The sequence below is a fragment of the Salinicola acroporae genome (assembly GCF_003206615.1).
Taxonomy (GTDB): Bacteria; Pseudomonadota; Gammaproteobacteria; order Pseudomonadales; family Halomonadaceae; genus Salinicola; species Salinicola acroporae.
Genome location: NZ_PZJW01000010.1, coordinates 65,478 through 81,334 on the forward strand (window position 1 = coordinate 65,478; position 15,857 = coordinate 81,334).

Genomic DNA, 15,857 nt, shown 5'->3' on the forward strand with positions numbered 1-15,857 from the left:
CTACGGCTGCTGGTGTGGATCTGCTCGCTGGCCATGTCGGTGAGGTTGCCTGGGTCGGCCACGAGCCGTTTCGTGGGGAGCCGGATGGACCGTCTCGGGAGGGATGGGCGGGCAATGGTGACGGCGCTGGTATCTCTCTGCTGCCTGGGTACGGCCGCGCAGGCGCAGGCGGTTGAAGTCCACAACATGCGCCTGTGGTCGGCGCCTGATCACGTCAGGCTGGTATTCGACATGTCGGGGCCGGTCAACGCCAATATCTTCACGCTGGATGGCCCGGACCGCGTCGTGATCGATCTCGACAGCACCGACCTGGATTTCGATGTCGACAAGCTGGATCTGGACGACAGCGCCATCTCCAAGGTGCGCACCGGCGTGCGCGAGAGCGGTGGGCTGCGGGTCGTGCTCGACGTCAATCGACCCGTGGCACCCAAGAGTTTCACGCTGCCGCCCAACGAGCAGTACAGCGATCGTCTGGTGGTCGATCTCGACTATCCCGGCGCCAGCGCGGTCAAGGATCCCATCGATCCCATCGAGGCCATGATCCGGGATCAGGAGATCGCCGCGCAGCGGGCGCAGAAGGAGGCCGTGGCCGAAGGCAAGCCGGAGCAGGCCGAAGTGGTGGCGTCCGCTGTCGAAGCCCAGCCCCATCCCAAGCGTGACATCATCATCGCGGTAGACCCCGGGCATGGCGGCGAGGACCCCGGGGCGATCGGTCCCCACGGCACCCGGGAGAAGGATGTGGTGCTGGATATTGCGCGCAAGGTCAAGCAGCGCTTCGACCAGACGCCGGGATTCAAGGCTTTTCTGACCCGAGATGGCGACTACTACATCGGCCTGCGCCAGCGCACCCTGATCGCGCGCCAGCAGAAAGCCGATTTCTTCGTGTCGGTGCATGCCGATGCGGTGCGCAGCAGCCAGCCATCCGGCAGTTCGGTCTATGCGCTTTCTCAAGGAGGGGCGACCTCGGAGACCGCACGGTGGCTGGCGGCGAGCGAGAACCAGTCCGATCTGATCGGCGGTGTCGATGGCAACTTGAGCCTGGACGACAAGGACGAGGTACTGCGCGGCGTACTGCTCGATCTGACCATGACCGCGACGATGAACGACTCGCTGGCGACCGGGGGGCAGGTGATCGACCAGCTCGGGCGGATCAACAAGCTGCACAAGTCGAGTGTCGAGCAGGCCGGCTTCGTGGTGCTGAAGTCACCCGACATCCCGTCGCTGCTGGTGGAGACCGGGTTCATCTCGAATCCGCGCGAGGAGGCCCAGCTCAAGTCGTCCGCGCACCAGGCCAAGCTGGCCCAGGCGATCTACGAGGGCATCGTGGCCCACTTTCGCCAGCATCCGCCGCCCTCGAGTCTGCTGGCCTGGCAGCGGGATCAGGGGCGTGGCGGCGCCAGCAATGAGTACCGCGTCCAGCGAGGCGACTCCTTGTCCCAGGTGGCGGCGAGCCACAACATCAGCATGAAGGCGCTGAAGCAGGCCAATGGGCTGGATAGCGATATCCTGCGGGTTGGGCAGGTGTTGACCATTCCATGATGATGGCAATTGAGGCGACAGCCGCAGGAGACCGTCGATGAGCGACTCATCACGCATCCGCATACTCGATCCCCGCCTGGCCAACCAGATCGCCGCGGGGGAGGTCGTCGAGCGTCCGGCGTCGGTGGTCAAGGAGATCGTCGAGAACGCCATCGATGCCGGCAGCCGGCGCATCGAGGTCGAACTCGAGGCGGGCGGGTCCCGGCTGATCCGGGTGCGCGACGATGGCATCGGCATCGGCGAGGAGGATCTGCCGCTGGCGCTGTCCCGACACGCGACCAGCAAGATCGCCTCGCTCGAGGACCTCGAGGATGTCTCCAGCCTGGGGTTCCGTGGCGAGGCGCTGGCGTCGATCAGTTCGGTCTCGCGGCTGGAGCTGATTTCCAACGCCGCCGACGACCCCGCTGGCGGCTGGCGGGTGGTTGCCGAGGGGCGCCAGATGGAGCCCCGGGTCACCCCCGCACCGCACCCGAGGGGCACCTCGGTGCTGGTGCGCGACTTGTTCTTCAACACCCCCGCGCGGCGCAAGTTCCTGCGTACCGAGAAGACCGAGTTCGGCCACGTCGAGGAGGCGTTCCGGCGGCTGGCGTTGTCCCGTTTCGATATTGCCTGGGTGCTGCGGCACAACCAGAAGGTGGTGCATCAGTTGCCTGCTGTGGCATCGGATCAGGCCGGGCGCGAACGTCGAATCGGTTCCCTGCTGAGCAGACGTTTCCTGGATGAAGCGCTGCACGTCGACCTGGAAGCCACGGGGCTGCGACTGTGGGGCTGGGTCGGACAGCCGATCCATTCGCGGGCCCAGGCCGACCAGCAGTATTTCTTCGTCAACGGACGCATCGTCCGGGATCGTCTGGTCGCCCACGCTATCCGCCAGGCCTATCGCGACGTAATGTTTCACGGCCGGCATCCGGTATTCGTGCTCTACCTGGAACTCGATCCGCGGGTGGTGGACGTCAATGTCCATCCGACCAAGCACGAGGTGCGCTTCCGCGATGGGCGTCTGGTCCACGATTTCCTGTTTTCGAGCCTGCACCGCGCGCTGGCCTCGGTGAAACCCAACGATGCGGTGGCGGAAAGCGGCGAGGAGGGCGCGGACGACTCTGCCGCCGACATGACGGTCGCCACGGCCTCGCCACGGCCGGGCAACCCGGCGTATCCGCCGGCCGGGGGCGACTCCCCGGACTGGCAGCAGCAGCGGATGGCGCTGGCTGGGCAGCACTCGCCGGGGGCACAGGTCGGACAGAACCGGCCCGGGACGCAGCGCATTCGCGAATTCATGGCCGGTTATCACGCGCTGCATCCGGATCATGAATCGACGCTTCTCACGCCGCGGGAAGCAGGCGCTGGCGCGCCAGGCGGCGAAGCGGCCAGCGTCGCCCAGGACGAGCGCTCGCCGGCAGCGGTGACCACCCTGCCGGCCACGGACGACACCCAGGCACCGCCGCTGGGGTATGCAGTGGCGCAGTTGCATGGCGTCTATATCCTGGCGCAGACCGAGCGCGGCATGGTGATCGTCGACATGCACGCCGCCCACGAACGGATCGTCTACGAGCGCATGAAACAGCAGATTCACGCGGGGGCGCTGGATGCCCAGCCGCTGCTGGTGCCAGTCTCCATGGCGGTCAGCGCGGGTGAGGCCGAAGTGGCGGAACAGGAGCGCGAGGCATTCGCCCGGCTCGGGGTCGTGCTCGATGCGGCCGGCCCGGAGACACTGCTGATCCGCCAGATTCCCGCATTGCTGGCCGACGCAGACATCGAGCCGCTGGTGCGGGACATGCTCGGCGACCTCGAAAAGTTCGGCCGCTCCGACCGGCTCGAGACCCGCATCAACGAATTGCTCAGCACCATGGCCTGCCACGGCAGCGTGCGTGCCAACCGGCTACTGACGCTACCGGAGATGAACGCGCTGCTGCGAGACATGGAGCGAACCGAGCGCAGCGGGCAGTGCAATCACGGTCGTCCCACCTGGACCGAGATGTCGATGGCGCAGCTCGACAAGCTGTTTCTTCGGGGGCAGTGACCGCGTGAACGACGCCTCTTCCACTTTTCCACCGTCAGAGCATTCGCGCCAGGACGACCGACCGCTGGCGATTCTGTTGCTCGGTCCGACCGCCTCGGGCAAGACCGACAGTGCCATCGCGCTACATGAGCGGCTGGGGGCCGAACTGATCAGCGTCGATTCCGCCATGGTCTACCGGGGCATGGATATCGGGACGGCGAAGCCGTCTCCGGCCGAGCTGGCCCGGGCGCCGCACCGGCTGATCGATATTCGCGATCCGGCGGAGATCTACACCGCCGCCGATTTTCGCCGCGACGCTCTGGCCGAGATGGCGAAGATCAGTGCCTGCGGCAAAATGCCGCTGCTGGTCGGTGGGACGATGATGTACGCCAAGCGTCTCGTCGAGGGGGTGGCCGCCATGCCCGCCGCCGACCCGCAGCTGCGCGAGCGACTTCGTCAGCGCGGCGAGCGCGAGGGCTTCGAGACGCTCCATGAGGAGCTCGCGGAAGTCGACCCCCAGGCCGCCGGGGCGATCCATCCGCGCAACCGGCAACGCCTGATCCGGGCGCTCGAGGTGTTTCGGCTCAGTGGCGTGACGCTCTCCGAGCACTGGCGGCGCCAGCAGCAGGAAAACTTTCCCTGGCGACTGTTGTCCATAGCTCTCGCGCCTGCCGAGCGCAGCGTGCTGCACGAACGCATCGCCCGGCGTTTCGATGCCATGCTCGCTGGTGGATTCGTCTCGGAAGTGGCTACATTGAAACAGCGAGGCGATCTCCACGCCGATCTGCCATCGATGCGCAGCGTCGGCTACAGGCAGGCTTGGGAGCATCTCGAAGGCGCCTATGATCGCGACGCGCTGCGTGAGCGTGGCATCGCCGCCACGCGTCAACTGGCCAAGCGTCAGCTGACCTGGTTGCGGCGCTGGCCCGATCTGCACTGGGTCGACAGCTGTGCATCGGACGTCGATGGGCAAATTGCGAAAATCGTGCGTGAGCACGGCAGTTAGCGTAAAATGGCGGGCTTCGTCCAGACCTATACTCGCGGCAAGCGATGCCGCCGGTGTGATGCCGAGTCAGAACGAATCGCCGCCCAACTAAAACAGCACTACTCATAACAGCATTAGGGAGAGCAACATGTCCAAAGGACAGTCCCTTCAGGATCCGTACCTGAACATTCTGCGCAAGGAGCGCATCCCGGTTTCCATTTTTCTGGTCAACGGCATCAAGTTGCAGGGGCAGATCGAGTCCTTCGATCAGTTCGTCATCCTGCTGCGCAACACCGTCAGTCAGATGGTCTACAAGCATGCCATTTCGACGGTCGTGCCGTCCCGTAACGTCCGGTTGCCGCCGCAGGACCCCAACGCAGCACCCGGACTCGATAGCTAATCGAGAGGTTGTGATTGTTTTTCGAACGTCCCGACGCCGGCGAAACGGCGATTCTGGTCCATGTGGACTTTCAGGACGAGCAGGAGCGCGAGGATCCGGGTGAACTCCTGGAACTGGTACGCTCCGCCGGGGCGGAGTCGGCTACCCTGATTCAGGGCAGTCGGCGCCGCCCCGATCCTCGCTCCTTCATCGGCAGTGGCAAACTCGACGAGGTCAAGGCCGCGCTCGAGGCCCATCATGCCGAACTGGTTATTTTCAATCATGCCCTGTCTCCCTCCCAGGAGCGCAACCTCGAGCGTGCGCTAAAGTGTCGCGTGCTCGACAGAACGGGCCTGATTCTCGATATCTTCGCGCAACGCGCGCGAACCCACGAGGGCAAGCTCCAGGTCGAGCTGGCCCAGCTCGAATACATGTCCACGCGCCTGGTGAGAGGCTGGACGCACCTGGAACGGCAGAAGGGCGGCATCGGCCTGCGGGGGCCTGGCGAGACCCAGCTCGAGACCGACCGTCGCCTGCTGCGTGGACGGATCAAGTCGATCCACAAACGCCTCGAGAAGGTCCGCAAGCAGCGCGATCAGAACCGCCGCGCCAGAGCGCGCGCGGAGGTGCCCAGCGTGTCGCTGGTGGGTTATACCAACGCTGGCAAATCGACCCTGTTCAACTCGATCACGGCCTCCGAGGTATACGCCGCCGATCAGCTGTTCGCCACGCTCGATCCGACCCTGCGCCGGCTCGACGTGCCGGATGTTGGCGACGTGGTGCTGGCGGATACGGTCGGGTTCATCCGGCACCTGCCGCACAAGCTGGTCGAGGCGTTCCAGGCCACGCTGCAGGAGGCCACGGAGGCGAGCCTGATCGTCCACGTGATCGATGCCGCCGACCCGGACCGCGAGCTCAATGTCGCCCAGGTCGACAGCGTACTGTCGGAGATCGATGCCGACGAAGTGCCCCGACTGCTGGTGATGAACAAGATCGACCTATTGGGCACGTCGCCGCGCATCGAGCGCGACGAGCATGGATTTCCCCAGGTCGTATGGCTCTCCGCGCGCGATGGCGAGGGACTCGAGCTGCTGCGCGAGGCGCTCGGCGAGTGGCTGGCCGAGGATATCCTGGATATCCGCTTGACGCTGACACCCGAGCAGGGTCGACTACGAGCGGCGCTGCACGAATTGCAGGCGGTGCAGAGCGAAGCGTTCGACGAACAGGGTCATTCGAATCTGGAGATTCGCTTGCCCCGGCGGGAGTTTATGCAGATGATGGCTCGCTTGGGCGAACGCGCCGACGACTATTTACCCACCTCGGAAAAGACACCGGTTGCCGATTGGGAACGGGTTTGAGGTGACAAAAACGACGCAGGGGAGCTTCGTGGTCCGAGAACCGGACCCGAACGATGCAGGGTAACGAGGGTTCGATCTCGGTTCGAACAAGCCCTTTGCACGCGAGTGCAACGCCACGGCGGCTCACGCTCCCGATGCCATGCGTAATGCTTTGGCCTGACGCAATGCTTTGACTGCATCATTGGAGACTAGGTATGGCTTGGAATGAGCCTGGTGGTGGCAACAACCAGCAGGACCCCTGGGGCGGCGGAGGGGGCCGGCGCCCGAGTGGTAATGGTGGCAACAACGGTGGCGGCAATCAGGGGCCGCCAGACCTGGATGAGGCGCTGAAGAAGTTCCAGGACAAGATCAATCGGCTGCTGGGCGGGCGTGGCAAGCGTTCGGGCTCCGGCGGCGGGGATGGCGCCGGCGGCGGTGGCGGCAAGCGCAACCCGTTCGTGCTGCCGGTCCTGGTGCTGATCGTTGCGGCCGTGATCTGGGCCGGTTCGGGTTTCCACCTGATCGACCAGTCCGAGCGCGGTGTGGTGTTCCGTCTCGGCAAGTACACCGACACCTTGAATCCCGGCCTGCACTGGAACCCGCCGATCATCGATCGGGTGGACAACGTCAACGTGACCAGCATTCGCTCCGCCACGCAGACGGACTCGATGCTGACCAGCGACGAAAATATCGTCCGCGTCAGCGTGTCGACCCAGTACGTGGTGAGCGATGCGCATGCTTTCCTGGTCAACGTCAACGAGCCGGAAATGACGCTGCAGAACGCGATGGACTCCGCCCTGCGCCAGGAAGTGGGCAACATGCATCTGCAGGAGATTCTCACCACCGGCCGGGATCGGCTGGGGCAGCGCATCTTCGATCGTCTGACAGCCTACATGGACGCCTACGGCACCGGCCTGCGCCTGCAGACGGTCAACGTCGAATCGACGGCGCCTCCGGATCAGGTCCAGAACGCCTTCGACGACGTCATCCGCGCCCGCGAGGAGCGTCAGCGCTCGATCAACCAGGCCAATGCCTACAGCCAGGCCGTCGTGCTCGAGGCCAAGGGGCAGAAACAGCGGCTGGTCGAGGAGGCCAACGGCTACAAGGCGGCCATCGTGTCGGATGCCACGGGCCAGACCAATCGCTTCAACTCGCTGCTGGGCGAATATCGCCAGGCACCGGACGTGACCCGGCAACGCCTCTACCTGGAAACCATCAGCCAGGTGCTGAGCAACACGCCGAAGGCGCTCGTCGACCTGGGTGACAGCAATGCCGTGACGGTACTGCCGCTCAACCAGATGCAGGCGGGTGGCAACGCCAATGGCAAAAGCGGTTCCTCGTCGATGAGCATGCAGCAGCTCGAACAGATATCACGCCAGGTAGTCGATCACATGAACAGTGGCTCGCAGCAGCCGACGCGTAGTTCCAGCCTGCGGGAGGGTCGCTAATGTTTAATAACCGCGCCCTGATTGGCGTCATCATCCTGGCCTTGTTGGCATGGTTCGCCAGCGCCAGTTTCTACGTCGTCAACGAGACCGAGCGCGCCATCAAGCTGCGCTTTGGCGAAGTGATCGAAAACGACATCGGCCCCGGCCTGCATTTCAAGCTGCCGGTGTTCAACACGGTTCGTGTCTTCGATGTGCGCGTGCAGACGGTGGACTCCAGCGCGACCCGCTACCTGACCGCGGACTCCAAGGCGGTGATCGTCGACTCCTTCGTGAAATGGAAGATAGCCGACCCGCAGCAGTTCTATGAAGCAACGCGGGGCAATATCCAGGTCGCTGAGAACCTGATTGCGCCACGAACCGACGAGGCGTTGCGCAACAAGTTCGGTCAGACTGAGATGTCATCCATCATCCAGGAGCGGATCGCTGCAGAGAGCGACGACCAGCAACTGGTGGGAGAGGACAAGGGGGCCGATACCGTCGAGGGTGCCCGGGAAGAGCTCATGGTCGAACCGGTGCAACAGCTCGATCAGGCCATGCGCGACGAGCTTGGCGTCCATATCCTCGACATCCGCGTCAAGCGTATCGAGCTCCCGCCCGAAGTGACCCAGGCGGTCTACGAGCGGATGAACTCGGAACGCGAGCGCGCCGCGCGGACCTATCGTGCGGAGGGCTCTCAGCAGGCGGAGGCGATCCGTGCCGATGCCGACCGTCAGCGCCAGGAAATTCTGGCCAACGGGCGTCAGGAAGCGGAGACCACCCGAGGTGAGGGCGATGCCCAGGCCGCGAAGATCTACGCCAGCGCCTATCAGCAGGCACCGGACTTCTTCTCCTTCTACCGCTCGATGCAGGCTTATCGCGACAGCTTCAGTGGCGAAGGAAAGGACCTGCTGGTGCTGAGTCCCGACAACAGCGACTTCTTCCGTTACCTGAAGAATCCGAACCCCGACGGGACCTCTGCGCCGTGAGTGGCAACCGCCGCGAATAGTGCGGAAAACGGACGCCCGCGGGATTTTTCCGCGGGCGTTTCGTGGTAACATCGCCTAGCCGGGTTTCGCCCGGCTTTTTTGTGCGGCCTGTATCGGTGCCATCAATCTCGGTTACGCCGAGCCAGGCGCTGGCGCGAGTCCGGAAGGCGCCGCGCGGCCACGCCCCATGGTGCCTCGGCCGCGACTATCACGGGGTGGGCAAGTTCGCCTTGGCACCCGATCACTACCGAATCACCGCTTGGCAGGACAAGCTCATGACGATCGCTGACCGCTGGTTGCTTCCCGACGGCATGGATGAAATATTGCCGCCGCAGGCGACCCGGATGGAGGAGTTGCGTCGGACGCTGCTCGACCTGTACGACCGCTGGGGCTACGACCTCGTCATGCCGCCGCCGGTCGAGTTTCTCGATTCGCTGCTGACGGGCACCGGCACGGATCTGGATCTGCAGACGTTCAAGCTGACCGACCAGTTGACCGGTCGGATGATGGGGGCCAGTGCCGACGTCACGCCGCAGGTGGCGCGGATGGATGCCCATTCGTTGAAGCGCCAGGGGCCGGTTCGACTCTGTTACTGCACGACCGTGTTGCGTGCTCAGGCCGACAAGCACCAGGGTGGGCGGAGCCCGATGCAGGTCGGCGTCGAGCTCTTCGGTCATGCCGGTCTCGACGCCGATGTGGAAGTGCTGAGGCTGGCGCTTTCCAGCCTGGAAGCAGCGGGCGCCAGCGAGATCCATCTGGCCCTGAGCCACATCGCGATCTATCGCGAGCTGGTGCGCGGCATCGACTGGAACGAAGAGGTCGAGCGGGCGTTTTTCGACGCCATCGAGCGCAAGGCGTACGTCGTCATCGACGAGCTGGTGGCCGCGAACGTCGCGGACCCCGGCCTGGCGCGCATGCTCGGCGAGCTGCCGAGACTACATGGCGGCGCGGAGATTCTCGAGCACGCCAGGCTGGCACTGGCCGATGCGCCGGACGCCGTGCGGGAAGCCCTTGATCAGTTGGTGCGATTGCATCGTGGTGTGGTGGCGGAGCACCCCGAGGTCTCTTTCTACTTCGATCTGGCCGAGCTTCGTGGGTATCAATATCACACCGGGATGGTGTTTGCCGCCTACGTGCCGGGTTACGGCCAGGCACTGAGCAAGGGTGGGCGTTACGACGATACCGGGAAGGCCTTCGGTCGAGCCCGCCCGGCTACCGGCTTTTCCATGGATCTCAAACAGTTGGCGACCCTGGCCGAGCGCGAGCCGCCAACCAATGGCATCTGGGCGCCGAACTGCGAGGATGCGGCGCTGAATGACGCCATCAATCGCCTGAGGGCACAGGGAGAGCGCGTGATCCAGGCACTGCCCGACCAGCGGACCGGTCCGGGTGCACACCGATGCAATCGCCACTTGGTGCTCCAGGAGGGAGAGTGGCGTACCGAGCCGCTGGATTGACCGATGACGGCGAGACGCCGACAGGGTGACAGCGAATGGATCGCGACGAACGACGGGATCGCGACGGGTTGATCAAGAGACGAGAGCAATGGGCAAGAACGTAGTCGTATTGGGTACTCAGTGGGGCGATGAGGGCAAGGGCAAGGTCGTCGACCTGCTGACCGAGTCTGCCAGTGCCGTGGTTCGGTTCCAGGGCGGGCACAACGCCGGCCACACGCTAGTGATCGATGGTCAGAAGACGGTTCTGCACCTGATTCCTTCCGGCGTGTTGCGCGACGACAAGATCTGCGTGATCGGCAACGGCGTGGTGCTGTCGCCGGAAGCGCTGATCGAGGAGATCAAGGAGCTGGAGGCCAAGGACGTGCCGGTGCGCGAGCGCCTGCGGCTGTCGCCGGCCTGCCCGCTGATCCTGCCGTACCACGTCCGTCTCGACCAGGCGCGCGAGAAGGCCCGCGGTATCGCCAAGATCGGCACCACCGGTCGCGGCATCGGCCCGGCGTACGAGGACAAGGTCGCGCGACGTGGCCTTCGGCTGGGTGACATGCTGCATCGCGAGCGTTTTGCGTCCAAGTTGGGCGAGGTGCTCGACTATCACAACTTCGTGCTCACCCGGTACCACGGCGAGCCGGCGGTCGATTTCCAGGAAGTGCTGGATCAGGCGATGGCCTTCGCCGAAGAGCTGCGGCCAATGGTCTGCGACACGGTTTCGCTGGTGCACGATATCCGCAAGTCCGGCGAGAACATTCTGTTCGAGGGGGCCCAAGGCTCGCTGCTGGACATCGATCACGGTACCTATCCGTACGTCACCAGTTCCAACACCACCGCCGGCGGCACCGCAACCGGCTCCGGTGTGGGGCCGCTCTATCTCGACTACGTGCTGGGCATCACCAAGGCCTACACGACCCGGGTGGGATCCGGTCCTTTCCCCACCGAGTTGTTCGACGAGTTCGGTCGGCACCTGGCGGAGAAGGGCCACGAGTTCGGCGCCACCACCGGACGGGCGCGACGCTGCGGCTGGTTCGACGCCGTGGCGCTGCGGCATGCGGTGCAGATCAACTCGGTATCGGGTATCTGCCTGACCAAGCTCGATGTCCTCGATGGCCTCGAGAACATCCGGGTCTGTGTCGGCTATCGCAGCAAGGATGGCGAGACCATCGACAATCCCGTCGACTCCGAGGGATACGAGGTGATCGAGCCCCTTTATCACGATCTGCCGGGCTGGAACGAGTCGACCATCGGTGCGCGCAGCGTCGATGACCTGCCGGCGAACGCGCGGGCGTATATCGCCTTTCTCGAGAAGGAGGTGGGGACGCCGATCGATATCATCTCCACCGGCCCCGACCGTAACGAGACGATCGTACTGCGCAATCCGTTCGACTGATGCCTCGCGCGGCGCGATGATCCCAACGACGAGACCCGCNNGCGGGTCTCGTCGTTGGGTGGGGCGGTGTTGATGCCGACGCCGCTCGTTGACTGTGCTTTGTCCCCAACGGGCCAGCGCTCAGCCAGGCGGCGTCGACAATCGACTCGAGGGCCTACGGCTCTGCTGTTCGCCGATCTGCGCCTTGCCGGGTCATGGCCCGTCGGTTCCTCGGGCAGCATTCAGGTTGTCTCGCCAGCGGCATCGGCGACATCCGTGTCCTCGAGTAGATCCTGCAACGTTCTGATGGCGGTCTCGCTGTCGCTCTCCATCACGCCATCGAGCCAGATCATTGCCTGCTGTTGATCGACGAACTCCACGCCTCGCGCCTGGAGGTAGGCCTGGGCCAGCGACACGCGGGCGGATCGGTGTCCCTGGCGTGCCGCATCGACCAGCAGTCGGGCGCCCTTGTGGGTATCGCGCGGCAATACCTCGCCACTGAGATAGGCGCGACCGAGCGCTGCCTCGGCACCGGCGTGGCCGGTGTCGGCCGCTGTCGTCAGCAGCTGCCTGCCGCGTGCCACGTCCTGGGCGATACCGCCTTGCCCCTCGAGATAAGCGGCGCCGAGCGCGGCTTTCGCAGAAACGTTGCCGTTGTCGGAGGCGCGGGATAGCCACTCGATGGCCTGCGCCGAATCCTGACCGACGCCATTGCCCTCCAGATAGGCCTGTCCCAGGACACGCTGGGCGTTATCGTCGCCGCGTTGCGCCGCGTGCTCCAGATAGCGCACGCCCTTGGCGGGGTCGGCGGCGACACCGGTGCCGTTCAGGTAGGCTTCTCCGAGGGTCACGCCGGCGGAGCCGTGGCCGGCGTTGGCGGCCCGGGTCAGCAGCCTGATGCCGCGTCGTGGATCGGCGGTGACGCCGTCGCCGGTCAGCAGCATCTTGCCCAGGTCGGCTTCGGCGCCGACATGGCCGGCGGCAATCGCACGTTCGAAATAGTTGGCGGCGCGCGCCTTGTCGACGCCGACCCCGAGACCGTCGGCATACATTCGGCCGAGTGAGGCGGTGGCGCCGGGATGGCCTTCGTCGGCGGCGTGTAACAACCATTTCTTGGCGCTGGCGTAATCGGCGCGAACGCCTTGACCACCAAGATAGGCGCGACCCAGGTCCGCCATGGCCGGCACCTGGCCCATCCGGGCGGCGCGAATCAGGTCATCGATGTTGCCCTGCTCGCCACTGGCGCGATAGGTGCGCGCCAGCGCCTGCTCAGCTGAAGGGTGGCCGGCGCGGGCGGCACGTTGCAGCCAGCGTTCGGCGCGATTCAGGTCCGGTGGCACACCGACCCCGTCACGGTAGGCGCGGCCGAGCACGACCATGGCGTAGGCGTCGCCCTGATCGGCGGCTTGCTCCAGCAGTCCGGCGCCCTGTTGACCCCTGCCGGGCAGCTTGCCCTCGAGGATGCCCTGACCGAGCCGGGTCTTGGCGGTGGTATCGTCGGGGTCCTGCTCGACGGCTCGGTGCAGCCACCGCTGCGCCCTGGCTGGATCGCGCTGGACTTCCTCACCGTCCAGGTAGGCGATCCCCAGGGTACGGGCGGCACCGCTCTGATCCTGATCGGCCGCCTCGGTCAGTAGCGAGACGCCGCGTTGCGGGTCGGCCGGCGTGCCCTCGCCTTCGAGGTAGGCTTGGCCTAGGCGCGCCGTGGCGTAGGGATGCCCCAGTTCGTGGGCACGTTCGAGATATTCGATGCCCTGTCTCGGCTGAGCCCGGAGCCGATCTCCCTCGAGATAGAGATTTCCCAACAGCGCGAGGGCGTAGGCGTCGTCGTGCTGTGCCGCCCGCTTCAGCAGCGCGATACCACGCTGGTGATCGGGCGGCAGGATGTCTCCCGTCACATAGGCCTGGCCCAGCGTGCGGGCGGCATCGAGCTGGCCCTGCTCGGCGGCGTCCGACAGCCACTTTTCGGCGAGACCCGGATTGGGCTCGATCTGGTCTTGGCCCAGATAGGCCTGGCCCAGCCAGTAGGCAGCGTCCACATTGCCGGACTCCGCCGCACGCCGGAGCATATCGAGGCCTTGGGCAGGATCCTGATGCATCACCAGCAGATGGCCGGCGGCCGCCAGCGCCTGCGGGTCACCGCTGTCGGCGGCACGGATCAGCCACTGCTGCTGGCGTGCTGGCTGGGGCAGCGGACCGTCTTCGGCATAGACTCGCGACAGCGCCAGCATCGCGCCAACGTCGCCGCTCTTGGCGCGCGGCGTCATCACCTGGGCGTAGCGTTCGGCGTAGGCCCGCGACTGGCTCGGGTTGCTATCGAAAGCCCCGCCCGGCGCGTAGTTCTCGGCCAGGGCCTGGAGCGCACGGGGTTCATTCTGCGCCGCTGCCTGTTCCAACTGGCGGCGCGCTCCGTCGACGTCACGCGTGACGCCTTCTCCGGCCAGCTGCATTTCGGCGATCTCGATGCGCGCACTGGGATTGTCATCGTGGGCGATCGCCTGTTGAAACAGGTTCCACGCCAGGGCGGGGTCCTTCTTGACTCCGTCGCCGGCGCGATAGAGCCGGCCCAGTTTCAAAGAGGCGTTGTCGAGGCCGCTGAATTCGTAGGGAACGGCCTGGCGATAGTAGTGTGCCGCCATCGCCGGATCCCGGGGTACGCCGGTCGCGTCGTCGTAGATTCTAGCGAGCTCGTAGCTGGCCTCGGGATGGGTGACCGCCATCGGCTTGAGCAGCGCGATGGCCTCGAGGCTCTGTCCCTGGGCTTCGAGGCTGCGAATGTACTCCACCCGGTTCCAGTCGGTGGAGGGCATCGACTCGATGTAGTGATGGGCGAACAGCTCCTGGTCCTGGGCTGCGATCGGTTGCGTCTGGGCTGGTTGCTGGTTTGCACAGGCGGTCAGCATTACCACCGATGCCAGGCCCAGCATGAAACGACTGCTGGAGCGGCGCGTCGTTGCAAGTAAATGCCTCGCGTTGGGAGTCGATATCGTCATGTGCTTTATCTCCTTCTGGTCCGGCCTCCGTCCCTGGAGTGGGCCGGGAATCGGCATGGTTCGAGTCCGGAGCTCGAATGCGGATGTCGGGGGTTGACGGCGGTGTCAAGCGTCGGGCTCGAAGGCGGCAAGTTCCGTCCGGTCGGGTTCCGGCAATGCGCGAGACTGGGCCTGCGGATCCATGAAATAGAAGGTGACGTAGCCGCCGGCACTGCGGTTGTCGACGGGCCGCTTCTGGCTGACGTAGTGGGCGACTCTGTCGTCGTCGTGGTGCCTGAGATAGATCTCCATCCAGGCGAGATACTGCTCGTCGTCGAGGAAGCCGTAGTACTGTGCGTGGGTTGCCAGGTCCCCCAGTGCCGCCGGGTCGTCGAACGTATCCAGGGCGAACTGGACGGCGTCGTCGATGGTGTGGCCGTGGTATTCGAAGTCGAAGAGGTCGTAACCCTGGCGATAGGCGACCTGCATGATGTTGACCAGATAGAGCAGGGCGTAGTTCTGGTAGTGGCTGGCGCGGCGGCCGCGAGCCATCTCGTGGGGCAAGGCGCCACGCGGGGTCAGATCGTTGAGCGCTGAGTAGACTGCACTGACGCCGAACTGGAACAGCTCGTCGTCGTTCGTCAGCACGCCGATCATGCTGGCGTAGAGCGCGCGACGATAGAAATGGTTGTTGCAACAGCTCGGATCCCCGCCACGGATGGAAGCATGCTTATGGGCCAGGGTGTTGAGCCAATGGTTGATACGCGCGATCGCCTCCGGGCGCCTGTCGGCGACCGCCGGACGCACGATCGAGTAGGCGAGCGCGGCGGCAAACATCATCGATTCGGTCGAGTACCAGCCCTGAGGCTCCAGGCGATCGTAGTAGAACTGGCTCAGCGCATCGTGAGTCGCCCACTTGTCCAGGAACTGAACCAGGCAATCGGCGTAGTAATCGTCACCGGAGGCGACGTACGAGCCGGCCAGATTGGAGACGGTATCCTCGAAGTCGAACAGCGGCTCGGAGGCCAGCTCCCACGCCTTGGGCTGCGGATAGTAGCCTGGGATCCGGATGACGCTGTCCAGCGCCGGCTTGGCGAGTTCCTGACGACAGCTCGGACCCTGCTCGAGTTGATCCCGGTTGTACTGCAGCAGGTCGTTGTCGGTGCGCTGCAGCAAGGCCATGCGTGCCTTGACGTCGAAATAGGACGCATCCGGATCGGTGACCGTGTACTCGGACAGATCCAGCCTCTGGCGCTGGGCGAAGCTCATCGTCTTGTCCGCCCCGGCGACCCGGTCCGTCGCCGTCGGGTCGGCCGCCTGCGCCGACAGGATCGGACCTAGGGTCGCCAGACCCAGGACGAGAACGAGACTGTGACGCAGGCCGAATCGGCGTGAGATTGGCATCCGGTTCATGAG

The 15,857-nt window shown here is 65.1% G+C and carries 11 protein-coding genes; 9 read left to right on the plus strand and 2 right to left on the minus strand.

Translation table 11 applies throughout. The annotated features are described in order from the left end of the window. The first annotated feature begins 84 nt into the window (after positions 1-84). From DOM54_RS15075 to DOM54_RS15115, 9 genes are all read left to right on the plus strand, one after another. Complete coding sequence (locus tag DOM54_RS15075) at positions 85-1,539, plus strand: N-acetylmuramoyl-L-alanine amidase (protein ID WP_110717245.1); 1,455 nt, start codon at positions 85-87, stop codon at positions 1,537-1,539. Positions 1,540-1,576: 37 nt separating this feature from the next. Then, a complete protein-coding gene (gene mutL, locus DOM54_RS15080; RefSeq protein ID WP_110717135.1) occupies positions 1,577-3,559 on the plus strand; it encodes a DNA mismatch repair endonuclease MutL in 1,983 nt (660 codons plus the stop codon). A gap of 4 nt (positions 3,560-3,563) precedes the next feature. Further along, a complete protein-coding gene (gene miaA / locus DOM54_RS15085; RefSeq protein ID WP_110717136.1) occupies positions 3,564-4,544 on the plus strand; it encodes a tRNA (adenosine(37)-N6)-dimethylallyltransferase MiaA in 981 nt (326 codons plus the stop codon). Between the two features lie 127 nt (positions 4,545-4,671). After that, positions 4,672-4,923, plus strand: coding sequence for an RNA chaperone Hfq (gene hfq, locus DOM54_RS15090; protein WP_110600638.1), 252 nt, complete (start codon positions 4,672-4,674; stop codon positions 4,921-4,923). A gap of 14 nt (positions 4,924-4,937) precedes the next feature. Next, positions 4,938-6,260, plus strand: coding sequence for a ribosome rescue GTPase HflX (gene hflX, locus DOM54_RS15095; RefSeq protein WP_110717137.1), 1,323 nt, complete (start codon positions 4,938-4,940; stop codon positions 6,258-6,260). 194 nt (positions 6,261-6,454) lie between these two features. Then, positions 6,455-7,687 carry an FtsH protease activity modulator HflK gene (hflK, locus tag DOM54_RS15100; protein ID WP_110717138.1) on the plus strand — a complete coding sequence of 411 codons (1,233 nt, stop codon included), beginning with the start codon at positions 6,455-6,457 and terminating at the stop codon, positions 7,685-7,687. Further along, positions 7,687-8,652 (plus strand): protease modulator HflC, encoded by a 966-nt coding sequence (gene hflC, locus DOM54_RS15105; protein WP_110717139.1) that lies wholly within the window; start codon positions 7,687-7,689, stop codon positions 8,650-8,652. The genes hflK and hflC overlap by 1 nt, the downstream gene beginning before the upstream one ends. 275 nt (positions 8,653-8,927) lie before the next feature. Then, positions 8,928-10,109, plus strand: coding sequence for an ATP phosphoribosyltransferase regulatory subunit (locus DOM54_RS15110; protein ID WP_110717246.1), 1,182 nt, complete (start codon positions 8,928-8,930; stop codon positions 10,107-10,109). Positions 10,110-10,197: 88 nt separating this feature from the next. Then, positions 10,198-11,490, plus strand: coding sequence for an adenylosuccinate synthase (locus DOM54_RS15115; protein ID WP_110717140.1), 1,293 nt, complete (start codon positions 10,198-10,200; stop codon positions 11,488-11,490). 221 nt (positions 11,491-11,711) lie between these two features. On the opposite strand, the gene DOM54_RS15120 is transcribed toward DOM54_RS15115, so the two are convergent. Together DOM54_RS15120 and DOM54_RS15125 are read right to left on the minus strand one after the other, a co-directional pair. Then, positions 11,712-14,462, minus strand: a complete 2,751-nt coding sequence (locus tag DOM54_RS15120; protein ID WP_162619894.1) for an SEL1-like repeat protein — start codon at positions 14,460-14,462, stop codon at positions 11,712-11,714. A gap of 105 nt (positions 14,463-14,567) precedes the next feature. Continuing rightward, positions 14,568-15,854: an alginate lyase family protein gene (locus tag DOM54_RS15125; RefSeq protein WP_240613924.1), complete on the minus strand. Its 1,287-nt coding sequence runs from the start codon at positions 15,852-15,854 to the stop codon at positions 14,568-14,570. Positions 15,855-15,857: the final 3 nt, after the last annotated feature.